Genomic DNA, 23,929 nt, shown 5'->3' with positions numbered 1-23,929 from the left:
GCTGCAATTGTTCCTGTGGTTGGCAGAGTGTTCAGTTTTAAGAAAAGAAGAGAAATCCATTAACGGAGCACATGAATTGCCGGTGGTTTTAACCACCGGTTGCTGGTTAGCTGATGCGGACTGCGGTCGCGCGATGATGATGATTGAAAAGCAAAGGTTCTTTCGACCGCAATGGATTCTGTCTCTTTTCTGATGTCTAAAATCTAATGTCTGGTATCTATTGTCTGGCGTCTGGTGTCTTTGGTCTTGACTCGAATGTCTTCTTCCCACTAAACAAGATGATCGCGTTCACGGCAAATGCTGAGATGATGATCCAGTTGCCAATCATCCGGTCGCCATACAAACTGTAAACTTTGCCGGCTAACGCCAGAATACTTCCGGCTGCCATGGCTGCAGTGCTTCTTACCTCGCTGGTGCGGAAACCGAGCAATCCGGCCGCCGTTGGGACAATAAACGCACCGGAGAATACCGCCAGTGCAATCAGCAGCACCTGGATGATGGACGTAACTTCCAGCGCCAGTAAAATGCTGAGTCCGCCCAGACCGAGAATAATCAGGCGGGTATTGAGCAACGAATTTTTTGTATCGAGTCCTTTGGAAATCGGGTCGCTGATGATAATGGAGGCCGTGAGCAAAGTGGTATCGGCGGATGACATCACCGCTGAAAGCAATGCCGCCATCATCAATCCGATTCCCCATTCCGGCATCACATGGATGATAACTGGGATCAATGCCGAACCGGTGTGGTAATCCAGATCGGGATATTGGTAGCTGGCAAAAACACCGAGGAACGTAATCAGGAATGCAAACGGAATCAGAATGATTGCTGAAAGTCTGACACTTTTACGCGCGGTTTCTTCACTGTCGGCACAAAACAGCCGTGAATAGATATCTGGTCCCACTACAAAGGTGGTCGAGTAGGAGAGCAGCAGCACCAGCAAGTCCAACACATCGAAATGCTGGTTAAACGGAAATCCCATCGGTGTCATTTTTACCGGCGAAACCGGAAAATGAAAGAAAATGTAGATGGCAGAAATCAATACGCCGGTGAGAATAAATAGCGCCTGAAACTGGTCCGTCTTCAGGATGGAAACCTGCCCGCCGATGAGCGTATAAAACACGAAAACCAGTCCGGCTCCCATCACGCCGTAGCCATAGCCCAAGCCAAAAAAACTGTTCATAATTTTGGCAGCGCCGATGATTTGTGCTGCCACGATGCCAATCCACGCCAGTGGAATAATAATAGAGGCGAGTGTCTTGGCTTTTGGGCCATAAAAGTCGCCCACCAACTGCGGGAGTGTATACTTGCCGAACCGGCTGACATATTTGGCCAGTGGTATCAAAACAATGAATCCGGCAGCCGCCGAAAGCATCAGCCACGAAGCCGCCCAGCCCTGCACGTACGCTAAGTTGACCGTTCCCAGGATAGCTGAACTTCCCAAAATGGTAGCCAGCATGGAACCGGTTACCTGCCACAAACTGCCCCGTTTTCCGGCAACGAAGAAATCACCCGATGATTTGATCTTCCGGGAGGAACGAATGCCCACCCAAATCATGATGACCAGATAAAGTGCCAGGAAAACGTATTTAATCATGCAGCCGGACGTTTTGGTGTGGTGCAAAAATCGGACAAAATATTGGACTGCCCAAATAGCTTGTCTTATCTGGTGATTCAGGCCTGTTTTTCAGCTTCAGGATTGTTATCGCCTTCTTTCCGGAAGGGAGGACGAAATACCCAGACAATTCCCCAAAGCGAAGCAAATGCAGTGATGAGGTAGAACATGAAACTGAGCGCAATGGAAAGATCGCTTGCCAGTCCCAATTGTTGCGAGCCATACAGGAAAACCAGTTCACGGGCGCCGGCTCCTCCAATCGTAATTGGCAATGCCGCTGCAATTGATGACAGAAAGAAGAGGAACAGGTAATCGACGAGGTTCGCCTGCTGATGAAAAGCCAGCAAAATGAATAACGCCGAAAGCAACTGCGCGAGCTGCAAAGCCAGTGACCAGCCGGCAAGCGGCAGGTGAATCCTCAGAAACAGGGGAAAGAAAAGTCTCAGCAACAGCAGAAATCCGCCGTATACCAGAAAATATCCTACCCAGGCCCATTGTCCATATGGAATTTGGATGGCCGAAAAGAAATAGAGCGTGATGGTAATCAATCCGATGGCAACGAGTCCGGAAACACGATCAATGACCACAGCGCCAAAATTCTTTTTCAGGCCGTTTTGCCGGAACTTGTTCACGAGGTAAATCTTGTAGCCGTCGCCTCCAATTCCACCGGGAAGGAACAAATTGTAAAACATGCCCATCCAGTAGAGCTTCAGGTTGAGCCACCACGACAAATGTGCCCCGCTTTCGCGGAAAAGGAGGTTGAGGCGGAAAGCTGCCAGCACTTTTGATAGCACAAAAAACAACAGTGCCAACAACAGGTATCCCGGTGCCGATTGCCCGAAAATATGCAGCACTTCCCGGAAGGAAATTTTGGAAAGTACCCAGGCTATGGCTCCTGCCGAAATTACCAGTTTCAGCAGGTTAATTCCAACCTTTTTAATTTGCTTCTTCTCCACCGGTTACCCGCCTTACTTTATAGGGTGCTTTATGTTGCGATTCGTAGTAGGTGCGCATCTGGTAATCGAGCAGCAATCCCAGTGTGATAATCTGAAAGCCGATGAACAGCAAGATGATTCCCAGCAGCAGCAACGGACGTCCCCAAATGTCTTCACCCATCAGTTTCAGGATGAAGAAGTAGAACAGGATGGCGCCACCAGCCAGGCCGGTGAGGATGCCAAATGTTCCGAAGAAGTGCATCGGTTTCTGCATGTACTTGCGGAAGAAGAGCATTAGGATGAGGTCGCTGAGTACCCGGAAAGTGCGCGATAGACCATATTTCGATTGGCCATGAATACGTGCGTGGTGCTTCACATTTACCTGATCAATTCTGGCTCCTTCGTAGTGAGCCAGCACTGAAATGAAGCGGTGCAATTCGCCGTACAATGGAATGCTTTTGGCCATGTCGGCACGGAACACTTTCAACGCGCAGCCATTGTCTTTGATATCTACTTTCGTTACCCGGCGAATCAGCCAGTTGGCCAGTTTCGACGGAAGTTTCCGAAGGATGAAGCCGTCTTTCCGCTTTTCGCGAATACCGGCAACCAAATCGAATTCGCCTTCCTTGGCTCGCTCGACCATCATAGGGATGTCGGACGGATCGTTTTGCAAATCGCCGTCCATTGTCACAATGAAATCACCGGTCGCATAGTCGATACCTGCTTTTAGCGCCGGGCACTGTCCGAAATTCTTCTTTAGCTCGACCAGCTTCAGGTGCGAATTGTTCATCGATTTGATGACCTGAACGGTGTTGTCAGTCGAACCATCATCGACGTAAACAATTTCGAACGGGTAATCGGTTAAGGCTGCAGTTATTTGTTCAACCAGTGGCCGGATATTTTCTTCCTCGTTAAAAACGGTGACCACCACTGAAATTTTTTCCATGGACTGTATTTCTGATTTGAGGCAAAATTAGGATTTTTGACGATGTGGTCTAAATTTATGGCTGAGTAAAAAATGAAATGGGAGTCATTCGGTTACCCTTTTTATGTTTTATGGATTTTTATGTTGCAAACAAGGAGAAAAAGTTTATTTAGAATAAATTTTAATTGTTGAAGAACTGTTTCTTGAATTAGTTGTATGGTAGCTATAGGTGTCTGAAATTTAGTGTTGTGTGATGTGTTATTGTTTAAGTGAGGGATCAGTCTTTTAGTGATAAATCTGAAATTAACATTCATTAACAAGTAAGGGTAATTGACAGTTAAAAAAAATATATATATTTGTAAAACCCTGTAGAAAGAGAAGTGGTCGTCTGTTTCTTACAGGGGGGATTTGAGGTTAAATAATTTTTGTTGGTGGAAAATTAAGGGCGGTATCTTTACCGCCCTTTTTCTTTGTCTTTACTTTCGTTTTTTACATAAAAAGGCCCTGTGCAGGGCCTTCATTCGTTCGGATATTCCAGATTAATAATTGTCGTTTTCTTCTTCAAAATAAGCTTTTGGATGCAAACAGGCAGGACAACGTTCCAGCGCTTTCTCACCTTCGTGCACATAACCGCAGTTGCGGCACTTCCAGCGAACTTTTTTCTCTTTCTTAAAAACTGAATCGTTTTCCAGGTTTTCCAGCAGTTTCCGGTACCGTTTCTCATGTTCTGCTTCTACTTCAGCAATCTTCCGGAAAGCCAGGGCCACAGCCTTGAAACCTTCTTCTTCGGCAACTTTGGCGAATTCCGGATACAAATCGGTCCATTCTTCGTTTTCGCCCTCGGCAGCAGCGAGCAGATTCTCGGCTGTTGTTACTTCTACACCAGCAGGGTAGGAGGCCGTGATTTCAACCATTCCTCCTTCCAGAAATCGGAAGAAACGTTTAGCATGTGCAACTTCGTTCATCGCTGTCTCCGAAAAAATGGACGCGATTTGCTCGTAACCTTCCTTTTTAGCGATTTTTGCATACATCTCATAGCGGTTTCGTGCCTGAGACTCTCCTGCAAAAGCTTTTAACAGGTTCTGCTCAGTCTGCGAACCTTTGATACTTTTCTCCATGTGTTAATTGATTTTTGGTTTATTTTGGTCTGACTAATCTTTCTCGAACATGTCCTTGGTAGCTCCGCAAAGCGGACAAACCCAATCGTCCGGAAGATCTTCAAATGCTGTTCCCGGCGGAATTCCGGTAATCGGATCACCCGTTTCCGGATCATAATTATAATTACACATCTGGCAGGTCCAGGTTTCATTTTTCCCAGAGGCTTCTTTTTTTGGTTCTTCCTCTTTGGCTTCTTTGAGTTTCTCCTCTTCGATGTACGTCGGGGCGTTCTTCGGTGATAATCCTTTCCTTACTTCATGGTAATAGGCATAGGTCATCGGATTAGCCTCCTCGTCAATTACATCATAGTCGAGCACTTCACCAATGAAAAGAATATGTGTGCCGATTTCGTGTGTTTCAATCACTTTGCAGTCGAACCAGGCTACCGAAGAATCGGTGACGATGGGAGCCCCGCTCTGAGCAGTGATATAGTTCACCTTTTCAAACTTGTCAATCTCACGACTGCTTTTGTAACCAAAATTGCCGATGATTTCGGGCGAGGCATCTTCCCGTAACACGGAAAAAGCGAAAATGCCGCTTTCGCGAATCATTTCTGATGTCAGGTTATCGCGGTTACAACTGATGGCGAAGCGTGGTGGCTTAGCTGTTACCTGGAAAGCCGTATTGGCAACATAACCACCCAGTTTATCTCCAGCTTTTGTCGAAATGAGGTATAGCCCATAGCTTACCTTGAGAAATGCATTGATGTCCATGGATTGTCGTTTTGGGTGAATAAACCTCTAATTTAGGGATATTGAAGGGAAATAAACAGGATTTGAGAAACGGATTTATCGTTAATTACAGTTCATTTATAGAGATATTTTAAAAGTTAGATAGATCATTTTATCAAGTAGTCGAATGTGAAAACAGGAGGCTAATATTTGTACGGTTATGTTTCTCAACACCTAAGACGCTTATTTTTTTCCTTATATTCGTGTCGGTACCGCACACGGTGCTGGAACTAAACCAAACGAACTAACCAACATGGCGCAAAACAGACGAAGTTTCCTGAAGAAATCGTCAGTGGGTGCAGTAGGCATCACCATTGGCGGAATTGGCATGTCAGCCAAAAGTTACAGCCGAATTATTGGGGCGAACGAACAGATGAACGTAGCCGGAATTGGAATCCGGAGTCGTGGTGATTACCTGGCCGGTGAATTCAGTAAAGCAGCTGGTGCAGTGGTGACTCATATTTGCGATGTAGATGCCCGATTCGTTGACAGAACCATTGCCAATATCAAACAAGCAACTGGAAATGCACCCAAAGGTGAACGGGATATTCGCCGGTTGCTTGAAGATAAATCGATTGATGCGGTATTTATTGCGACACCCGACCATTGGCACGCACCTGCTTCCTGGATGGCGATGGAAGCTGGAAAGCACGTGTATGTAGAAAAACCCTGTTCGCACAATCCGAAAGAAGGCGAGTTGCTGAAGAAATTTCAATCCCGTTACGGCAAAGTTATTCAGATGGGAAATCAGCAACGATCGGCTCCCGAAACCATCGAAGTCATTCGGGAAATCCACGACGGAGTGATTGGAGAGGTGTATCTCGGAAAAGCTTTTTACAACAACAAGCGGGGAACCATTGGTGTAGGCAAACCCGTTCCGGTACCCGGTTATCTCGATTGGGAGCTTTGGCAGGGACCGGCCCCGCGGGTTGCGTATCACGATAATTACCATCCGTATAACTGGCACTGGTTCTGGAATTGGGGAACCGGTGAAACCTGTAACAACGGAACGCATGAACTGGACGTTTGCCGCTGGGCGCTGCAGGTCGATTTCCCGAAGCAGGTAAAAGCCACCGGCGGTCGCTATTTCGATAAAGACGATGACTGGCAGTTTTACGATACGTTGCTCAATCACTATGAATTTAAGGGTAACAAAACCATTGCCTGGGAAGGTCAAAGTTGTAATGCGGCGAAATTGTATGGCCGCGATCGCGGTTCGGTGATTTTCGGGACAAAGGGCTCTGTTATCATCGACCGGGCAGGGTATGAGGTTTATGATTTGAGTGGTCATAAAATCCGGGAACAGAAAACCGGAAAAACCTCCAGTACGTCCGATACTGTCGGTACAGGCGACGTGATGACATTGAATCATATCAACAACTTCCTTGATACCGTTCGGGGTAAGCATGTAGAGCAGCATTCTCCTATCGACGAGGCGCACAAATCGGTTCTGTTGTGCCATCTGGCCAATATTGCCTGGAAGATGAAACGCCCGCTTACCTGTGACGAAGAAAATGGTCACATTCTGGACGATGAGGAGGCGATGGCGATGTGGGGCAGAACCTACGCGAAAGGGTGGGAGCCCAAAATCTGATAAGTGAAAGCGATTTTTTTTCAATATAGCATAGAGTGATGGTAAAAGTAGCTGTCCGCGAGGATGGCTACTTTCCTGTTCTATCCATTGTACAAAATGAATCCCGACAGAGAAATATACGTTCGTTCCTTCCCGGCCATGGGAACCCGGTTCGATATGCTCATTCTGGGGCAATCGAATGAACGCGGTGAATTGTTATTCCACGAAATCCGCCGGGAGGTTGACCGAATCGAAATTTTGTTCAGCCGTTTCCGGGAAGGCGGACCGGTGCGGAAAATCAATCAGCAGCGCCACGCCCAATGGATTGAGGTCGATTCAGAAGAACTTTGGCAGGCATTTCTGACTTGTCGTGAATATCATCGAAAAACGCTGGGTGTTTTTGACATCAACATGGGCGAAGTAGCGACTTTGTGGAAGGATCGAGAGGAAGATCCAGCAGAGAATAAAGTAGCGGAACAATTTCGCTTTTCAGGTATGAAAGAGATGGAATTTGAGGAGAGTGAGCATTGCGTCCGCTTTCTTTCGGGGAAACCCGGAATTGATTTCGGCGCGTATGGCAAAGGGTACGCACTGGAGCAGGTACGGAAAATTTTGCTTACTCATAAGGTCAAACAAGCCGTCATCAATTTTGGTGATAGTTCCATTTTAACGCTCGGGAAACATCCTTCCGGTGAATACTGGCCCATGTCGGTTCGGAATCCCATCAAGCCGGGAGAAACCCTCCACGATTTCAGGATGAATAACCATTCGCTGACCACTTCTTCTAACCGATTATTGGCAGATGATGGCTGGAGCCGAAAGTCCGATCACATTATTCATCCGGTAACTGGAAAACCGGTCAATGAAGGCCGATCGGTTTCGGTTTTGTGCAAATCTCCGGTAGAAGGCGAAATCCTGTCGACTGCTTTTATGTTGGTCTCACCGGAACAGTACGATGCTGTTTTGAATGAATTTGAATATGATGAAATTGTGGTAGTTACATTAGGTGCAGAGGCGTCAATTCAGAAAAAACAATTTCTTTGTAATAACTAAACCAAACCATTTGATATGAAAGACGAACGGACACGACGGCAATTTATCCGCGACGTTTCGTTACTCAGTGGCTCAGCTGTTCTTGGAGCGTCGATGCCCTGGTTAAAAGCCATGGCCGATGAATCGCAGGTTGGAAACAGCGTTTCTGACCGGGTCCGTCTTGGATTTGTGGGTGTCGGAGACCGCGGGCGGGCCTTGCTGCTCAATTGCCAGCAATTGGAGAATGTCGAAATTGTGGCAGTTTGCGACAATTATGAACCACACTACCAACGAGCCATTGAGCTAACCAACGGCAAAGCCAAAGCATTTTACGATTATCGGAAAATGATTGATGACGCTGATAACCTCGATGCCGTTGTCATTGCTACTCCGCTTCACGAGCATGCTCATATTACCATCGGTTTTCTGGAGAGCGGGATTCATGTGTTTTGTGAGAAATCGATGGCCCGCACGCTGGAGGATACAAAAGTCATGGCCTTGACGGCGAACCGAACTGGAAAGATTCTGCAGATTGGCCATCAACGCATGTTCAATCCGGCTTATCTGAAGGCATACGAACGGGCTGCTTCCGGCGAGATAGGACAGATAACCCAAATCAGGGCTTACTGGCACAGAAACAACGATTGGCGGCGGCCGGTCCCGGAAGGACATCCGGAATTGGAAAGGAAAATCAACTGGCGCATGTACGACGAGTATTCTGCCGGATTGATGACAGAGCTGGCTTCCCATCAGATTCAGGTGGCGAACTGGTTTTTGGGAGAAACACCAACGCGGGTGATGGGCTCCGGTTCCATTTGTTTCTGGAAGGATGGCCGCGAAGTGTATGACAATGTTGCCTGTGTTTACGATTATCCGGAAGGAGTGAAGGTGATATACGATTCAGTCATCAGTAACCGAAAATACGGGCTGGAAGAACAGATCATGGGACATCTGGGAACGATTGAACCCGAGGTTCGTAAGATTTATTCGGAAAATCCGCCTCCCGCACCCGGTTTCCTTCAGTTGATAAATAACCTGGAAAAGGATATTTTCGAGACGATTCCCATTGGCGGTGCCAGTTGGGTGCCCGAAACGGCTGTGCAATACAAGGGAGAATACCTGGTGGAAGATTATCAGTACGATGATACATTGCTGGAAATAGAGGGATTTGTTTTGGCTGTGAGGAATGGACGACCTTATCCCGGCTTGTTGCGGGAAGGCTACAATGCAACTGTGGCAGTTTTTGCTGGGATTGCAGGCAATGCAGGAAAATCGTATCATTGAATGGCCCGAAGAATATGTTTGGAAGAAGAACGGAGCACTTGTGTGAAAATAGAGAAGTCGAGAATCAATAAAATAAGAACCTGTGAGTGATTGGATTATAACCCGACAAAGAAGAAGAAAGGAACTGATGTTCTGGGGAATCAGTTTTATCGTCGCATTTCTGATGAACGTCTACAGCATTGTTAGATACAATACTTCGTGGAGCGAATTGTATTCGCAGCTGCACATTGTTTTGCTCATCAGTTTTGTGTTATATGCTCTTATTGGGGTCATCCGGCTGATTATTTTCGGAATCCTCAAAATCATCCGAAAGACAGACAGCCTGACGGAAGAGAGATAGCATTCTTCAACACGTCATTTATTGAAAGAATACGAAGATGCAGAAAAAATTTTTCTGGCATCGTGATAAAAAGAAGAAGGTAGGTGGATTCCCATGATTCGGGGCACTTACCTTTTTTATTTTCAGGACGGATTAAAATCGATGGTTTTTCGCTGCCGGTTACTTTCGATGCAAGCCTCCAACACGTCGATTACCCTTTTTGATTCTTCCGGTTGTACCAGCAATTCTTTTCCATGGCGGATGACTTCGTACAGGTTTTCGTAAAATACCTTGAAATTGCCCGGAATGGTTCTCACCTTGCCTTTATATTCGACACCGTTGATGTTCGTATGCAGCGTTCCCCACCATTCTTCGGGTTCTTCGTTCCAATCCGGCTCGTCCGGTAAACGGCCTTCGGTCAACATGGCTTCCTGCTGATCGATTCCCCATTTCAGGAAGGAACCTTCCGTTCCGTGCAGAATTATCCGAGGTCCGGGCTCTCTCACCAGGTACGAGCTTTTCAGGATGGCATTGAATCCGTCGTAGTGCAATCGGATATCGTAATAATCCGGAACTTCACCTCCGGTTCGGCGGGCAGCCAAATGACAGGTAACCGCTTCGGGGTCTCCAAAAAGAACCAATGCCTGGTCGACCATGTGCGCTCCCAAATTAAAGAGTACACCAGTTCGCTCGTCACCGGTCTCTTTCCAATTGCCTTCACGGACAAAATTCCGGTAACGGTCAAAATGCGATTCAAATTCCACCAAACGTCCCAGCATGCCTGCACCAAGCAAACTTTTCACCGTAAGGAAATCGCTGTCGAGTCGTCGGTTTTGGTAAACCGTCAATATCTTGTTATTCTCCCGGGCCAATTGAATCAGTCGGGCCGCTTCTTCGCTTGTTTTGGTAAAAGGTTTTTCAACCACCACATGTTTCCCGGCTTCCAGCGCCTTCATCGTCATTTCATAGTGATAGGGATCGGGTGTGTTGACGATGACCAGCTCAATTTCCGGATCATTGATAATCTTTTCGTACGAACGGACAATCGTCGCTTCCGGATAATCCTTCTCTGAGAGACTCTTTGTTCTTTCCAGAATCTTACTAATGCTGAAATGGGGATTCACCTTGATAGTGGGGCCGTGAAAAACCTGCCCCGACATTCCGAATGATGCCAATGCTGTTTTGATGACTTTTTCCATAACGAATATATATAACGGTGACTCAAATATAAGATTTCTGTTTTAGAATGCTGGTTTTGAAAAAGTTTCAGTTAAACATATTGTAAAACATCTGTGTCCTTGAGCATAAAGCCTTGATAGCTGAGCACTCAAGCCATAACTTTAGGCAAAGCAATCATTCATTATAAACCCCGGATTTCAGATTCTGTCTTATTCAGGGTGTAAAAACTTCGATTATGGAACGAAATATTCTAAGTAATTATTCAGAGGTTTTCAGACAGCAGAAACTGGAAGGACATATTTCCCCGGGGCCTGTCATCACTATTTCGCGCGAATGCGGATGTTCGGCTAAGCGCATTGCTACTAAGTTGTCAAAAATACTGACGGGGTACAGTTACCTGTCCGAAACGAAAACGGATGTAGAGTGGCGCTGGATTAGCAAAGAAATCCTCGAGGAAGCTTCTCATGAATTGGAAATGGATCCCAACCATGTGAAGAATGTATTTCTGAGTGAGAAGAAGGTGCCGCTGGAAGAGGTAACCAGTGCATTCTCTACCGAGAAGGTTTACGATGCCGACGACCAAAAGGTAATTGAAACCGTGGGGACTGTCATTCGTTCATTTGCCGTTGCCGGTCATCACATCATAGTTGGTCGCGGAGGTGAAATTCTGAGTCATGGAATCACCGATCGATTAGCTATTCGGCTTGAAGCGCCGCTCGACTGGCGGGTGAACCGCATTATGCAGATCAGTAGTTTATCGCACTCCGATGCCCGCGATTATGTGATTGAAATCGATCGGCAGCGCGATTTGTTTGTTGAGCACATCGCCGGCCGCAAGGTGAATAACTCCGATTTCGATCTGATTTTCAATTACTCTACCATGTTGGACGACCACATTGTGGATGCCATTGTGAGTGTTCTGAAAAACAGGCACATTATTTAGGATAAGACAAAAGATGAATAAACTTAGGCGCTAATAATCAGCGCCTTTTTTATGGCATGCCTTGTGGCGAAAAAGAACATTTTTGCTAAATTGCTGCTCATTCCGTTGATACTAACAAAACCGAATTAAACCTGCTTGTTTTCATGAAAAGATATTCATTTCCCTTGGGATTGGGACTTTCCCTAATTGCTTTAATCACATTCTCCTGTCAGCAAAAGCCAAGAACAGGGGAGTGGCTGGTCACAAAATCCGGTAACTTCGAAAGATTTTGGACACTGAAAGATGTTCAGCATAATGACTCGAATTATGTGCTGGCTGATAATAATTCAGGAATACACAGTAAGTTTTCTCTGAAGGATTTCAAAGTTGAGGCGAACGTAAGAACAACCGCCGGGGCTGAAGGAATCTTTTGCGTTCATTTTCCGCAAGATGCCAATATTCCCGAGCATTCCGGGTACCATATTTTCATAAATAACAGCGACTATGGAGTCGGTAACCAGGAGAAGACCGGAAGCCTGAGTCATATCCGGAACAACTTTGTCCGCACAGCGAATGACGACCAATGGTTCAAACTAGCTGTTGAGGTCGAAGGTCACCACATCGTCGTCAGCGTGAACGGGAAAAAAGTAACTGAGTACAACGAGCCGGCATTGCCCATGCGCAGTAAGCAGTGTTCTAATATGGTTCTTTCGGAAGGTACACTGGCACTTTATAAAACTTCCGTTGATGGAGATATTACTGTCAGTGAAGTTCGGGTGATGCCATTGAATAAGAGCGAGGAAACAGCAGTGGAGTCTGAACATGAGGATGCTGTTACCCGTCAGCTTACATTGCTGAACCAGCAAGGATTTCCGGTCATCGATTATCATTCGCACTTGAAAGGCGGACTCACGATGGATGAGCTTCGCAGTCATGGTCGCGATCTGGGGATCAATTACGGAGTTGCCGCCAATTGCGGATTGAAATTCCCGGTAACGGATGATAAGACGTTAAACGAATACCTGGAAAGCATCAAAGATGAGCCGGTAATCAAAGCGATGCAATGCGAAGGACGTGAATGGGTAACGCTCTTCTCGCCGGAAGCTGTGGCAGAGTTCGACTATATTTTCACCGATGCGATGACGTGGACCGATGACAAAGGGCGGCGGATGCGGTTGTGGATTCCGGAAGAGACTTTTGTCGAAAACGATCAGCAGTTTATGGAAATGCTCGTCAGTCGCATCGAGTCAATCATGAGCCAGGAGCCTGTGGATATTTATGTGAATCCGACATTCCTGCCGGATGAATTGGCTACCCGATACGATGAATTATGGACACCGGAACGGATGGATCGGGTCATCAAGGTATTGAAAGATAATGAAGTGGCACTGGAAATCAATGCGCGTTATCGCATTCCAAGCATGGCATTTATCAAACGGGCAAAAGAAGCTGGATTGAAGTTCACTTTCGGGACAAACAATGCAGCCAACGAGTTAGGGCGGGTGGAGTATTGTTTAGAAGTAGTAGATTCTTTAGATTTAACACCCAAAGATATGTTTGTACCCCGGCCAGCCGGAAAGAAAAAGGTACAATTAAACGGATTACCTGAAAAAATTACGGGGTAACTGTATTGCAGTCAACTACGAGAATTTTTTCATTAATTTATCACATGTGCAAAGATTGGTTACATTTCTGAAAAAGAGGGGCTTTTGTCCCTCTTTTCTTTGTGGAGCGTAAATCTATTTTGTAAAATGGCACACTTTTCAATCTCTTCGTATTTTTGAATCCATGGAAAACCTTGAATTACTCAATCGACTTCCCGGTGATATTCATCCATCGTGGAGTCCTTTTCTAACTGACGAAATAACCGGCATTTTGAAAGAAATAGAGGCGAAAATAGCTTCCTCAAATTACATGCCTTTACCGAAAAATGTATTGCGCTTTTTAACGATTCCGCTGGATGAAGTCAAGGTGATTATCCTGGGGCAAGATCCGTATCCGCAGGAAGGAGTGGCTACCGGAAGGGCATTCGAAGTGGGTACGTTGAAAAGGTGGTCAGAACCTTTTCGGAACGTTTCCCTGAAGAACATTCTTCGGTTACTGTATAAAACCTACAATGGCCATGTCGTCAAATTCAATGAACTGAAAGAACAGTTAGGTCAAGACTTTCAAGTGCTTTCTCCCGGAAAGCTTTTCCAGCACTGGGAAGAGCAGGGCGTTTTGTTGCTGAATACCGCTTTTACCTGCGAGATGGGAAAGCCGGGAAGTCATAGCGCTTACTGGCAACCATTCACAGAGCGTTTGCTGAAGTTCCTGGCGACTTCACAGCCGTCAGTCAGCTGGTTCATTTGGGGAAATCACGCCGAAAAGGCAGTTGCCGGACTCGACTTGAAACACGCCTATTACACCCAACATCCCATGATGTGCTACGACAAACCCGGCCGGGATAGTGACTTCTTATTCGGCAAAGTCAATCCTTTTGCTGCGTTAAAGAATGACATTGATTGGACGGGATATGCCAACTCGCCGAATATGCCGGAACAGCCTAAATTGTTTTCAGAATAAAGACACGATATGCCAAACAACATCCCGGTAAGGTCAATCGGGGTGTGATGAGATATCTGTCTGAACTCTTGTAATATGTAAAATGTTCCAATTGATATTTGGCTGCCGGTGCGCAGGAAACTGCCTGAAAATCCTGTCATGGCGGTTAATAATTCGTAACTTGCATGGAGAAGAATTATCCATAAAAATCATATAAATATGTTCAAAAAGGACGTTTACATAGAGCGGAGAAATCGCCTTCGCGAAAAAATGAGCGGGGGATTGGTTTTGCTCCCCGGAAACGTGGATGCACCCATGAATTTTCCTGACAATACTTACCATTTCCGGCAGGACAGTACTTTCCTTTATTTCTTTGGCATCAATAAGCCCGGCATTTTCGGGGTCATCGACGTGGATGAAGGAACCGATATGCTCTTTGGCAACGATGTTGACATCGACGATATCATCTGGATGGGCCCGCAGCCGACACTTAGGGAACAAGCTGCTCAAGTGGGGGTTAAATGCACCGATTCGTTCAATGAAGTGTATGCGTATGTGAACAAGGCTTTGTGGCAGGGCCGCAGGGTGCACTTTGTGCCTCCGTACCGGGCGAACAACCGGTTGTTGCTGAAAGAATTGTTAGGTATTCATACCGCCAAACTGCCGGATTATGTATCGCTCGAGCTGATTAAGCACGTTGTCGATATGCGTTCGGTAAAAGATCAGTATGAAATTGCTGAAATTGAAAAAGCTTGTGCTACCGGTTACGAAATGCACGTGACGGCTATGAAGATGGCAAAAGAAGGCGAAAGTGAACAGAAGATAGCCGGTATCATCGAAGGTATTGCCTTGGGAGGCGGAGGCGGCGTTTCGTTTCCCGTTATTTTATCTCAGCACGGGGAAACACTGCACAACCATGACCATTCGCTTAAGTTGAAAAAAGGCATGCTGATGCTCACCGATGCGGGAGCTGAAACCGGAATGGGATATGCATCCGACTTTACCCGTACGGTCCCGGTAGGAGGAAAATTCACGCAAAAGCAGAAGGATATTTACGAAATCGTTTTGGCAGCCAACAACGAATCAACTGCTATGGTAAAACCGGGTGTTCGATACCTCGATGTGCACCTGAATGCAGCTCGTGTGATTACCTCCGGCCTGAAGGATTTGGGCCTGATAAAAGGCGATGTGGACGAAGCCGTCCGTCATGGAGCCCACGCCTTATTTATGCCGCACGGTCTGGGACACATGATGGGACTCGATGTTCATGATATGGAAGATTACGGTCAGGTTTATGTTGGTTACGATGATGAAACCCGCCCGATGGAACAGCTGGGAGCGGCCGGTTTACGTTTGGGCCGTCGCCTGCAGGAAGGCTTTGTATTAACCAACGAGCCGGGTATCTATTTCATCCCTGCTCTGATTGAAAAGTGGAAGAAAGATTACATCAATACCCAGTACATCAACTTCGACAAAGTGATGGAATATGCTGATTTTGGTGGCATCCGCCTGGAAGACGACCTGCTGGTAACAGCTGAAGGTGCCCGGATTCTGGGGAAACGTCTTCCCATTACACCCGATGAGGTGGAAGAAACAATGCGTGGTTGAAATAATTAACGCAGAAATCATCGTAAGAAAGCCGGTCTTGTTGAGCCGGCTTTTTTCGTGACCGGAAGCGAGTTGTTGTCTGTCAACAATTTAATGAGAATGGTGTTTGTATTGTCAGTGCATAAATTTCATATTGCGAAAAATATTAAATGTAGTCTGTAATGATAAAGGTCCTGTTTATACCTATTACCATTGATTACGTTTATGAACCAGACGGAAAACATACAATTCAAGTGTTAACTTTAACAATATCAAAAAGATGAAAAACAAACTGGTTGTGCTTTCATGCGCACTTTGTGCCGGCTTGCTTTTTTCTATGACTTCATGCAACGAAAAAAGTAAGACGGAAACAGCTGAACCGGCAATTAATCTGGCTGATCTTGACACGACAGTCAGTCCGACTCAGAATTTTAATGAGTACGCCAACGGTGGTTGGAAAAAATCACACCCGATTCCGGCCGAAAAGAGCCGCTACGGTTCGTTCGATCAGTTGGGTGACAAAACAGAAGAGCAGGTAAAAACAGTTGTACAAGAGGCTGCCAACAAAACCAATGAGCCCGGAACCGTGGCTTACAAGATTGGTACCATGTATAATCTGGGTATGGATACAGCAAAAATCGAAGAGCAGGGGTTGAAACCGCTGAAACCTTATTTCGATGACATTGCTGCCATCAAAACTCCGGCAGATGTTCAGAAAACACTGGCAACATTCGAAACTTACGGTTTTACTACTCCGTTTGGTTTCTATGCTGCACCCGACGCTAAAAACAGCGATTTGGTGATTTCTCAAATCTATCAGTCAGGCTTGGGATTGCCCGATCGTTCATACTATACCGATGACAACGACCATGCGAAAAAGCTTCGTGGAGAATACGTTGATCATGTGGCTAAAATGTTTGCCCTGATGGGAGACGATGAGGCAACTGCAAAGAAAAATGCTGCAACGGTAATGCGCATGGAAACCCGAATGGCTGACGCTGCTATGACTCGCTTAGAGCAGCGTGATCCGGATAAAACCTACAACAAAACCAATTTGAAAGGTCTGGTTGAAATGGCCCCTGATATTGACTGGGCTGATTATTTCCAGCGTATTGGCGTAAAACCGGAAGACATTAACGTGGAGCAGCCTGCCTTTATGAAAGAGGTTGACGCCATGATCAAAGACGTTCCGGTCAACGACTGGAAGACTTATTTCCGTTGGTCGTTGATTGATGGAACTGCTCCTTATCTTACCGATGCTTTTGTAAAACAGAATTTCGATTTCTTCGGAAAGACCATGAGTGGTGTAGAAGTTATGCGTCCACGTTGGAAGCGCGTTCAGCGTTCGGTTAGTGGTGCGATGAGCATGGCTATCGGTCAGCTGTACGTGAAGAAATATTTCCCACCGGAAGCTAAACAACGGATGGAGAACCTGGTAGAAAATCTGCGCAAATCATTAGCTAATCGCATCAAGAATCTGAAGTGGATGGGCGACGAAACCAAAGAGAAAGCTGAAGAGAAACTGGCAGCTATTGGCGTAAAAGTAGGTTATCCTGACAAATGGCGCGACTATTCAGGTTTGCAAATCAAAGACGACTCGTATGTGCAGAACGTTCTGCGGGCACGGAAATTTGGTTTCGAATATAACCGTGACAAAGTAAACAAGCCGGTTGACAAATCAGAATGGCACATGCCGCCTCAGATGGTAAATGCTTATTACAGTCCAAGCATGAATGAGATCGTATTCCCGGCAGCAATTCTGCAGCCTCCGTTCTTCTTCATGAATGGTGATGATGCTGTGAATTATGGTGCTATCGGTGTGGTTATAGGTCATGAAATGACCCACGGTTTCGATGATCAGGGACGTAAATTCGACAAGAATGGTAACCTGAACGACTGGTGGACTGACGCAGATGCCAAGCGTTTCAATAAGCGGGCAGATGTACTGGTTCATCAATTCAACCAATTCCTGGTTGTGGATAGCGATACCGTTCATGCAAATGGTCGTCTGTGTCTGGGTGAAAATATTGCCGACCTGGGTGGTTTGAATATTTCACACGATGCTTTCAAAATGGGAAGTAAAGAAACCGGCAAGATCGATGGCTTCACTCCTGACCAGCGTTTTTATCTGGCCTATGCACATGTTTGGGCACAGAATATTCGCGACAAAGAAGCACTGCGCCGTACCAAAGAAGACGTACACTCTCTCGGTCGTTACCGGGTGATTGGCCCGTTGCGGAATTTACCGGCGTTCTATGCGGCTTTCAATGTAAAACCGGGTGATTACATGTATTTACCTGAAGATAAAAGAGCTGTTATCTGGTAAGCAAAAGATATAGCAAATAACGAAAATCCTACTTCTTGATTGAGGTAGGATTTTTTTGTTGTAGACAGTTTCATGTGTCTGGTAGAATAATTTCTGCTTTGCGGATATAGTCAAAGCAAAAACCTCTAAATAATTTATAATGATTAAAAACACATAGTGAATATGACAGAATTGAAATTTTATTCGTTAATTGAATTATAAATTGTAAATATTTAACTTATTGGTTTTCAAGTATGCTTGAAAGTTTAAAACACCAGGTTTACAAAGCGAGTCTGCGATTGGTTGAGCAGGGACTGGTTATTTTTACCTGGGGAAATGTTAGCGCCATTGACAGGGAAAGTGGGCTAGTAGTGATTAAACCTTCGGGGATTTCTTACGACGAGATGATTCCTGCGGATATGGTTGTAGTGGATATTGACGGAAAGGTCATTGAAGGTGAATTGAAACCTTCTTCGGATACGGAAACACATTTGACGTTATACCGGAGTTTCCCCGAAATCGGAGCGATTGTTCACTCACATTCCGAATATGCGACAGCCTGGGCCCAGGCAGGATTGGGTATTCCTCCTTTGGGCATTACACATGCCAATTATTTCAACGGAGAAATTCCCTGCACGCCGCCGGTAGAGCAAAGGCCTGAAGATGCCAACCCGGAGCTGGCAACCGGTAGTGTGATTGTGGAAACATTTGACAGGATGAATTTGGATCCTTCGCGTATTCCGGGTGTTTTGGTGTACGGACATGGTCCTTTCTGTTGGGGAACAGATGTCATCAGGGCTTTCGATCACACGGTTGTTTTGGAAACGGTAGCCCGAATGGCTCACCACACTTTAGCGTTGAAAAATGTATCGCCGGTCGAAAAGAATTTTCTTGACCGCCACTTTTTTGAATAGGAATCAAAACAATTTTCAATCATAAAAAAGAGACAACTGAAATACGGTTGTCTCTTCTATTTTAAGGTGTTCTTGTTTCTTATCCCTGGTAAGCGTTGATGCCGCTGGTTTCCATTCCCCGGTCAACTTTCTTCACCAGTCCCTGAAGCACTTTCCCCGGTCCAATTTCGGTGAATGAAGTCGCTCCGTCGGCAATCATCGTTTTCACCGTTTGTGTCCAGCGTACTGGAGCTGTCAACTGTGCAACCAGATTCTTGCGGATTTCGTCCGGATCGGTAACAGCCGATGCAGTTACATTCTGGTAAACAGGACAATTTGGTTGATTGAAGGTCGTGGCTTCAATCGCTTCAGCCAGTTCGGTGCGGGCCGGCTCCATCAGCGGAGAGTGGAACGCGCCGCCAACCATCAGTTTGAGAGCACGCTTGGCACCCAATTCGGTTAACTTGGCACAAGCCTTATCGATGCCTTCGTTCGAGCCGGAAATAACCAGCTGACCCGGGCAGTTGTAATTGGCCGGAACAACGACATCATCGATTTCAGCACAAACTTTTTCCACCACGTCGTCTTCCAAACCCACGATAGCCGCCATGGTCGATGGCTCCACTTCGCAGGCTTTCTGCATGGCCATGGCGCGTTTTGAAACGAGCACCAGTCCATCTTCGAAAGACAACGTTCCGTTCGCAACCAATGCCGAAAATTCACCCAATGAATGACCGGCGACCATATCGGGTTTGAAATCGTCGCCCAATGTTTTGGCCAGCAATACCGAATGCAGGAAGATGGCCGGTTGAGTAACTTTGGTTTGCTTGAGATCTTCGTCAGTACCTTCAAACATCAGGTCGGTAATGCGGAAACCGAGAATATCATTGGCCTTTTCGAAAAGTTCGCGGGCCAAATCCGAATTGTCGTACAGGTCTTTTCCCATTCCAACAAACTGGGCTCCCTGTCCGGGAAAAACGAATGCTTTCATGTGTTTCATTTTTGTTTTTCAATTGCCACATGAAACTCACCCCGAAGCTTCGAGACTTGTTTCATCTGCTCAATCTTGGTTCTTCAATTTTCTGACAGAACACAACCCTTTTAAATATGCCTTTTTGGCATCAATTAGCAGGGTGGTTACAATACAGTTTGGTAAAAATTAAATGCGTGGCAAAGATAAACATTGTGTCTCCGAAAGAGAAAAACCAGACGAAAGTTCATCTGGTTTCTGGTCATGAAGCGTTAAAAAAGCTCCAATTTATGAAAGATCAGAACTAATAAGTCGAATAAACTCCTCGCGGGTGGCTACCTTTTCGAATGCTCCGGTAAAGTCGGAGGTAGTCGTTACAGAATTCTGTTTTTCAATGCCGCGCATCACCATGCACATGTGGGTTGCTTCGATGACTACTGCTACTCCCAGCGGATTCAATGTGTTCTGAATACACTCTTTAATCTGAAGTGTCAGGCGTTCCTGTACCTGCAACCGGCGTGAAAATGCTTCTACCACACGGGCGATTTTGCTCAGTCCGGTAATGTATCCATTGGGAATGTATGCCACGTGAGCTTTCCCGAAAAACGGGAGCATGTGATGCTCGCAGAGCGAATACAGCTCAATATCTTTCACAATTACCATCTGGCGGTAATCTTCCTTGAATTTGGCCGAACGCAGAATATCTTCCGGATCCATGTTGTACCCCTGGGTCAGGAATTGCATGGCTTTGGCCACTCGCACGGGGGTTTTCTCCAAACCTTCACGACTTGGATCTTCGCCCAGCAAGCCCAAAATATCCTGGTAGTTTGTAGCCAGTTTTTCTACATTCTCGGTATTGTAGTGTTCTACTTTGCTGTATCCTCCGTTGTCTAATTTATTAAGCGAAAACTTCATATAGTGTTCCTTTCGGTATTTCTGTTACTGATTTCTGACTTCGTTTATTTATTGTGTGGCGGAGATATATAACCGTTCACGTCTTCGATTGTTTGTAAACTTTCCGTCTTTGCACAATTTATGTTTATTATATTTCGTGCAAAAGAAAGAAAAACAGGCTTCAAAAACAGTGATCCATCTCCTGATTTACAGCATCTTTAATTAAACTGAGTACAAATTAAAGACAAATTTTAACCTTTTCGGCAAAAGTGAGTAAGAATGTGTAAAAGGTAATTTCCAAAATGGATGGGATCATTACCTTTGTCGATTGATTAATTTGGCATAATCCAACGAAATAATCGGATGAAGATTCTTTTTGTAGCAGCGACTTGTTTTGAACTCAAGCTTTTCCTGGAAAATCTGGAGGAAATAGAAGGTAAAAATTCCCCTGTGTCGCATTACCGCTGGCATGATTTGGAGATAGACCTAATCGTTTCCGGCGTTGGGCTTTCCTTCACCACTTATCATTTAACCCGTCTCCTTCAGAAAGAGAAATACGATTTGGTGATTAATGCCGGTATTGCCGGAAGTTTTTACGACGAACTCTCCATTGGGACGGTTGTCAATATTACTTCTGAGCAGTTTGGCGATTTGGGTATCGAAGAACCGGGCGGTTTCAAAACGTTGTTCCAGGCAGGTTTCCTGAAGGAAGATCAATTTCCGTTTCAGGGAGGAAAGCTGTTAAACCCGCATTTCAACGAAAGTATCGAACTTCCGAATGTCAACGGTTTGAGTGTGAACGTGAGTCATGGTTGCGATAAGACCATCGACAAGCTCAAGATTAATTTTGATGCCGATGTGGAGTCAATGGAAGGTGCTGCTGTTTTCTATGTCTGCCTGATGGAGGACATTCCATTCCTCGAGATACGAGCCATTTCCAATTTTGTCGAATCCCGCGATACCACCAAATGGGACATTCCAACCGCTTTGGAGAATCTGACGGACGAATTGTTGAAAATTCTTCGCAACTTTGCTACCGTATTACAGATTTCATAAATCATGAACTTAACACTTGGATTTTCGACGTGTCCGAACGACACGTTTATTTTTGATGCGATGGTCCATAACCGGGTCGATACCGAAGGGTTGACGTTTGAAACGGTTATGGCGGATGTTGAGGAGTTGAACCGACTGGCGTTTGCCGGCGAAATTGATATCACCAAGTTAAGTTACGCGGCTTATGCGCAGTTGACTTCCCAATATGTTTTGCTGGATGCCGGAAGCGCGCTGGGGCGGAATAACGGCCCGTTGCTGATTAGCAAAACAAAGATTTATCCCGATGAGATTCCCAATTTGCGAATCGCTATTCCCGGCGAACATACTACGGCTAATTTATTGCTCAGTGTGGCATATCCTAACGTGAAAGAGAAAAAGGAATATCTCTTCTCGGATATTGAAGAAGTGGTCCTTTCGGGAGAAATGGATGCCGGCTTGATCATACACGAAAATCGCTTTACATACCAGAAGAGAGGCTTGAAGAAGGTTCTCGATCTGGGTGAATATTGGGAAGAAACTACCGGCTCACCCATTCCGCTGGGCGGGATCGTGGTGAACCGCAATCTTCCACGCGAAGTGCAGGAGAAAGTCAACCGGGTGATGAAACGAAGCGTGGAATATGCTTATGAGCAACCCGACGCTTCCTATCCATTCGTAAAACTGTATGCGCAGGAAATGGAGGAATCGGTAATGCGCAGCCACATCGACTTGTATGTGAACGAATTTACCCGGAATCTGGGCGATGAAGGGAAACAAGCTGTTCAAACGCTTTATAGCAAAGCTGAAGAATTGGGCATCATTCCTAAAATGGAACGCTCGATATTTTTGGATTAAGATAAAAGGAAGAGGCGGAATCGGGCGGTTTCGCTTCTTTTTTTCCTTGTATCCTGCCGCTCTCCCGGCTCCGGAAGCGTGAAAACTTTAGTCGGCAAGTCAACCTACCCTCGGAAATGTTGTCGATTTTAGTCGGCAAGTTAACCTACCCTCGGAAATGCTGCCGATTTTAGTCGGCAAGTCAACCTACTCTCGGAAATGTCGCCGATTTTAGTCGGCAAGTCAACCTACCCTCGGAAATGTTGTCGATTTTAGTCGGCAAGTTAACCTACCCTCGGAAATGTTGCCGATTTTAGTCGGCAGGATTCCCGTTCCGCGAAAGCGCGAAAAAACCTTGCAGATGAGATTTCTTCCGGCTGTAGTTCGCCTTTTTCTTACCTGATTTTAGTGGTCGCGGGTGAATACCGGCTTATTGGGCTTCGATAAATCGGGATTGAAATAGTATCCATCCATATCGAATGCCTGTAAATCTTCGGCTTTGGTTATTTTATGCTGAAGAATAAAGCGGGTCATCATACCACGGGCCTTCTTCGCCCAGAAGGAAATCATTTTATACTGACCGTTTTTCCAGTCTTTAAATTCAGGGGTAACAATATCCGCCTTCAGTTTTTTCGTATCGATGGACTTGAAGTACTCGTTCGATGCCAGATTGACCAAAACATTGGAACCACTTTCGTCCAAATCCTTCCGGATGGTTTTGGTAATGGTATCTTTCCAGTAGTCATAGAGGTTTTCGTAATCATCGAATGAATACTTGGTCCCCATTTCCAGGCGGTAGGGGCGCATCATGTCGAGCGGACGCAAAACGCCGTACAGGCCCGATAAAATCCGGAGATGTTTTTGTGCCTTTTCAAAATCTTTCTTGTTTAACGTGTCGGCATCCAGCCCGGTATACACATCACCACGGAAAGCCAGAATTGCCTGACGAGCTTCCGGGAATTCAAATTTAGCTTGCCATAGTTGGAACCGCTCGTAATTCATTTGTCCCAGTTTGGGACTGATGTGCATGAGTTCCGAAATCTGGTCGGAGCTGAGCTTGCGCAGATGCTGCACGAGTTCTTCCGATTTACGCGGAAAGCGCGGTTGGGTGCTTTTCTTTGTTGCCAGCGGCGCCTCAAAATCAAGAGTTTTTGCGGGGGATATAACAATCAGCATAAATGATTTTTTTATTGATAA

Annotated in this window: 21 protein-coding genes; 12 read left to right on the top strand and 9 right to left on the bottom strand. The window is 45.8% G+C overall.

Annotated features, from left to right (window positions below; translation table 11 throughout):
* Positions 1 to 217 precede the first annotated feature (217 nt).
* The 5 genes from GJU87_RS12590 to GJU87_RS21850 form a co-directional block, all read right to left on the bottom strand.
* Positions 218 to 1,594 (bottom strand): sodium:solute symporter, encoded by a 1,377-nt coding sequence (locus GJU87_RS12590; protein WP_153639853.1) that lies wholly within the window; start codon positions 1,592 to 1,594, stop codon positions 218 to 220.
* A 77-nt stretch (positions 1,595 to 1,671) separates the two neighbouring features.
* A complete protein-coding gene (locus tag GJU87_RS12585; RefSeq protein ID WP_153639852.1) occupies positions 1,672 to 2,568 on the bottom strand; it encodes a lysylphosphatidylglycerol synthase transmembrane domain-containing protein in 897 nt (298 codons plus the stop codon).
* Positions 2,549 to 3,493 (bottom strand): glycosyltransferase family 2 protein, encoded by a 945-nt coding sequence (locus GJU87_RS12580; protein ID WP_153639851.1) that lies wholly within the window; start codon positions 3,491 to 3,493, stop codon positions 2,549 to 2,551. The genes GJU87_RS12585 and GJU87_RS12580 overlap by 20 nt, the downstream gene beginning before the upstream one ends.
* 518 nt (positions 3,494 to 4,011) lie before the next feature.
* Positions 4,012 to 4,590: a rubrerythrin gene (gene rbr / locus GJU87_RS12575; RefSeq protein WP_153639850.1), complete on the bottom strand. Its 579-nt coding sequence runs from the start codon at positions 4,588 to 4,590 to the stop codon at positions 4,012 to 4,014.
* Between the two features lie 33 nt (positions 4,591 to 4,623).
* Positions 4,624 to 5,343: a flavin reductase gene (locus GJU87_RS21850; protein WP_153639849.1), complete on the bottom strand. Its 720-nt coding sequence runs from the start codon at positions 5,341 to 5,343 to the stop codon at positions 4,624 to 4,626.
* A 271-nt stretch (positions 5,344 to 5,614) separates the two neighbouring features.
* Here GJU87_RS21850 and GJU87_RS12565 point away from each other — a divergent pair, with 271 nt between their 5' ends.
* From GJU87_RS12565 to GJU87_RS12550, 4 genes are all read left to right on the top strand, one after another.
* The gene (locus tag GJU87_RS12565; RefSeq protein ID WP_153639848.1) at positions 5,615 to 6,955 is read left to right on the top strand and encodes a Gfo/Idh/MocA family protein; all 1,341 of its coding nucleotides are present in this window, start codon (positions 5,615 to 5,617) and stop codon (positions 6,953 to 6,955) included.
* 63 nt (positions 6,956 to 7,018) lie between these two features.
* Complete coding sequence (locus tag GJU87_RS12560; RefSeq protein ID WP_153639847.1) at positions 7,019 to 7,987, top strand: FAD:protein FMN transferase; 969 nt, start codon at positions 7,019 to 7,021, stop codon at positions 7,985 to 7,987.
* A gap of 15 nt (positions 7,988 to 8,002) precedes the next feature.
* Positions 8,003 to 9,250: a Gfo/Idh/MocA family protein gene (locus GJU87_RS12555; RefSeq protein WP_153639846.1), complete on the top strand. Its 1,248-nt coding sequence runs from the start codon at positions 8,003 to 8,005 to the stop codon at positions 9,248 to 9,250.
* An 82-nt stretch (positions 9,251 to 9,332) separates the two neighbouring features.
* Positions 9,333 to 9,590 (top strand): hypothetical protein, encoded by a 258-nt coding sequence (locus GJU87_RS12550; protein ID WP_153639845.1) that lies wholly within the window; start codon positions 9,333 to 9,335, stop codon positions 9,588 to 9,590.
* 122 nt (positions 9,591 to 9,712) lie between these two features.
* On the opposite strand, the gene GJU87_RS12545 is transcribed toward GJU87_RS12550, so the two are convergent.
* Positions 9,713 to 10,768, bottom strand: a complete 1,056-nt coding sequence (locus GJU87_RS12545) for a Gfo/Idh/MocA family oxidoreductase (RefSeq protein WP_153639844.1) — start codon at positions 10,766 to 10,768, stop codon at positions 9,713 to 9,715.
* A 215-nt stretch (positions 10,769 to 10,983) separates the two neighbouring features.
* Here GJU87_RS12545 and GJU87_RS12540 point away from each other — a divergent pair, with 215 nt between their 5' ends.
* From GJU87_RS12540 to araD, 6 genes are all read left to right on the top strand, one after another.
* Entirely contained in the window at positions 10,984 to 11,691 is a 708-nt protein-coding gene (locus GJU87_RS12540; RefSeq protein WP_153639843.1) for an AAA family ATPase, read from the top strand.
* Positions 11,692 to 11,834: 143 nt separating this feature from the next.
* Positions 11,835 to 13,295, top strand: coding sequence for a DUF1080 domain-containing protein (locus GJU87_RS12535; protein WP_153639842.1), 1,461 nt, complete (start codon positions 11,835 to 11,837; stop codon positions 13,293 to 13,295).
* Between the two features lie 163 nt (positions 13,296 to 13,458).
* Positions 13,459 to 14,235, top strand: a complete 777-nt coding sequence (locus GJU87_RS12530) for a uracil-DNA glycosylase (RefSeq protein ID WP_153639841.1) — start codon at positions 13,459 to 13,461, stop codon at positions 14,233 to 14,235.
* 198 nt (positions 14,236 to 14,433) lie between these two features.
* Positions 14,434 to 15,822 carry an aminopeptidase P family protein gene (locus tag GJU87_RS12525; RefSeq protein ID WP_153639840.1) on the top strand — a complete coding sequence of 463 codons (1,389 nt, stop codon included), beginning with the start codon at positions 14,434 to 14,436 and terminating at the stop codon, positions 15,820 to 15,822.
* Positions 15,823 to 16,081: 259 nt separating this feature from the next.
* Positions 16,082 to 18,127, top strand: a complete 2,046-nt coding sequence (locus GJU87_RS12520; RefSeq protein WP_153639839.1) for a M13 family metallopeptidase — start codon at positions 16,082 to 16,084, stop codon at positions 18,125 to 18,127.
* A 233-nt stretch (positions 18,128 to 18,360) separates the two neighbouring features.
* Positions 18,361 to 19,020, top strand: coding sequence for an L-ribulose-5-phosphate 4-epimerase AraD (gene araD, locus GJU87_RS12515; RefSeq protein WP_153639838.1), 660 nt, complete (start codon positions 18,361 to 18,363; stop codon positions 19,018 to 19,020).
* Positions 19,021 to 19,099: 79 nt separating this feature from the next.
* Here the strand turns inward: araD and fabD are convergent, their stop codons facing one another.
* A complete protein-coding gene (gene fabD / locus GJU87_RS12510) occupies positions 19,100 to 19,990 on the bottom strand; it encodes an ACP S-malonyltransferase (RefSeq protein ID WP_153639837.1) in 891 nt (296 codons plus the stop codon).
* A gap of 267 nt (positions 19,991 to 20,257) precedes the next feature.
* Positions 20,258 to 20,884 carry a GTP cyclohydrolase I FolE gene (gene folE / locus GJU87_RS12505; RefSeq protein WP_153639836.1) on the bottom strand — a complete coding sequence of 209 codons (627 nt, stop codon included), beginning with the start codon at positions 20,882 to 20,884 and terminating at the stop codon, positions 20,258 to 20,260.
* A 342-nt stretch (positions 20,885 to 21,226) separates the two neighbouring features.
* Between folE and mqnB the strand changes: the two genes are divergently transcribed.
* Positions 21,227 to 21,919 carry a futalosine hydrolase gene (gene mqnB / locus GJU87_RS12500; protein ID WP_153639835.1) on the top strand — a complete coding sequence of 231 codons (693 nt, stop codon included), beginning with the start codon at positions 21,227 to 21,229 and terminating at the stop codon, positions 21,917 to 21,919.
* A gap of 3 nt (positions 21,920 to 21,922) precedes the next feature.
* Positions 21,923 to 22,753, top strand: a complete 831-nt coding sequence (locus GJU87_RS12495; RefSeq protein ID WP_153639834.1) for a 1,4-dihydroxy-6-naphthoate synthase — start codon at positions 21,923 to 21,925, stop codon at positions 22,751 to 22,753.
* 384 nt (positions 22,754 to 23,137) lie between these two features.
* Here the strand turns inward: GJU87_RS12495 and yaaA are convergent, their stop codons facing one another.
* Positions 23,138 to 23,908: a peroxide stress protein YaaA gene (yaaA, locus tag GJU87_RS12490; RefSeq protein WP_153639833.1), complete on the bottom strand. Its 771-nt coding sequence runs from the start codon at positions 23,906 to 23,908 to the stop codon at positions 23,138 to 23,140.
* Positions 23,909 to 23,929 lie beyond the last annotated feature (21 nt).

The organism is Prolixibacter sp. NT017 (genome assembly GCF_009617875.1).
GTDB lineage: Bacteria > Bacteroidota > Bacteroidia > Bacteroidales > Prolixibacteraceae > Prolixibacter.
The sequence above is the reverse complement of the archived record's forward strand: the minus strand, read 5'-3'. Positions and strand labels throughout refer to the sequence as shown.

What these genes read in the sequence shown, in the direction of transcription:
- GJU87_RS12590 (WP_153639853.1), bottom strand. Translation starts at nt 1,594, where the DNA reads ATGATTAAATACGTTTTCCTGGCACTTTATCTGGTCATCATGATTTGG.
- GJU87_RS12580 (WP_153639851.1), bottom strand. Translation starts at nt 3,493, where the DNA reads ATGGAAAAAATTTCAGTGGTGGTCACCGTTTTTAACGAGGAAGAAAAT.
- rbr (WP_153639850.1), bottom strand. Translation starts at nt 4,590, where the DNA reads ATGGAGAAAAGTATCAAAGGTTCGCAGACTGAGCAGAACCTGTTAAAA.
- GJU87_RS21850 (WP_153639849.1), bottom strand. Translation starts at nt 5,343, where the DNA reads ATGGACATCAATGCATTTCTCAAGGTAAGCTATGGGCTATACCTCATT.
- GJU87_RS12565 (WP_153639848.1), top strand. Translation starts at nt 5,615, where the DNA reads ATGGCGCAAAACAGACGAAGTTTCCTGAAGAAATCGTCAGTGGGTGCA.
- GJU87_RS12560 (WP_153639847.1), top strand. Translation starts at nt 7,019, where the DNA reads ATGGCTACTTTCCTGTTCTATCCATTGTACAAAATGAATCCCGACAGA.
- GJU87_RS12555 (WP_153639846.1), top strand. Translation starts at nt 8,003, where the DNA reads ATGAAAGACGAACGGACACGACGGCAATTTATCCGCGACGTTTCGTTA.
- GJU87_RS12545 (WP_153639844.1), bottom strand. Translation starts at nt 10,768, where the DNA reads ATGGAAAAAGTCATCAAAACAGCATTGGCATCATTCGGAATGTCGGGG.
- GJU87_RS12540 (WP_153639843.1), top strand. Translation starts at nt 10,984, where the DNA reads ATGGAACGAAATATTCTAAGTAATTATTCAGAGGTTTTCAGACAGCAG.
- GJU87_RS12535 (WP_153639842.1), top strand. Translation starts at nt 11,835, where the DNA reads ATGAAAAGATATTCATTTCCCTTGGGATTGGGACTTTCCCTAATTGCT.
- GJU87_RS12530 (WP_153639841.1), top strand. Translation starts at nt 13,459, where the DNA reads ATGGAAAACCTTGAATTACTCAATCGACTTCCCGGTGATATTCATCCA.
- GJU87_RS12525 (WP_153639840.1), top strand. Translation starts at nt 14,434, where the DNA reads ATGTTCAAAAAGGACGTTTACATAGAGCGGAGAAATCGCCTTCGCGAA.
- GJU87_RS12520 (WP_153639839.1), top strand. Translation starts at nt 16,082, where the DNA reads ATGAAAAACAAACTGGTTGTGCTTTCATGCGCACTTTGTGCCGGCTTG.
- araD (WP_153639838.1), top strand. Translation starts at nt 18,361, where the DNA reads ATGCTTGAAAGTTTAAAACACCAGGTTTACAAAGCGAGTCTGCGATTG.
- fabD (WP_153639837.1), bottom strand. Translation starts at nt 19,990, where the DNA reads ATGAAAGCATTCGTTTTTCCCGGACAGGGAGCCCAGTTTGTTGGAATG.
- folE (WP_153639836.1), bottom strand. Translation starts at nt 20,884, where the DNA reads ATGAAGTTTTCGCTTAATAAATTAGACAACGGAGGATACAGCAAAGTA.
- mqnB (WP_153639835.1), top strand. Translation starts at nt 21,227, where the DNA reads ATGAAGATTCTTTTTGTAGCAGCGACTTGTTTTGAACTCAAGCTTTTC.
- GJU87_RS12495 (WP_153639834.1), top strand. Translation starts at nt 21,923, where the DNA reads ATGAACTTAACACTTGGATTTTCGACGTGTCCGAACGACACGTTTATT.
- yaaA (WP_153639833.1), bottom strand. Translation starts at nt 23,908, where the DNA reads ATGCTGATTGTTATATCCCCCGCAAAAACTCTTGATTTTGAGGCGCCG.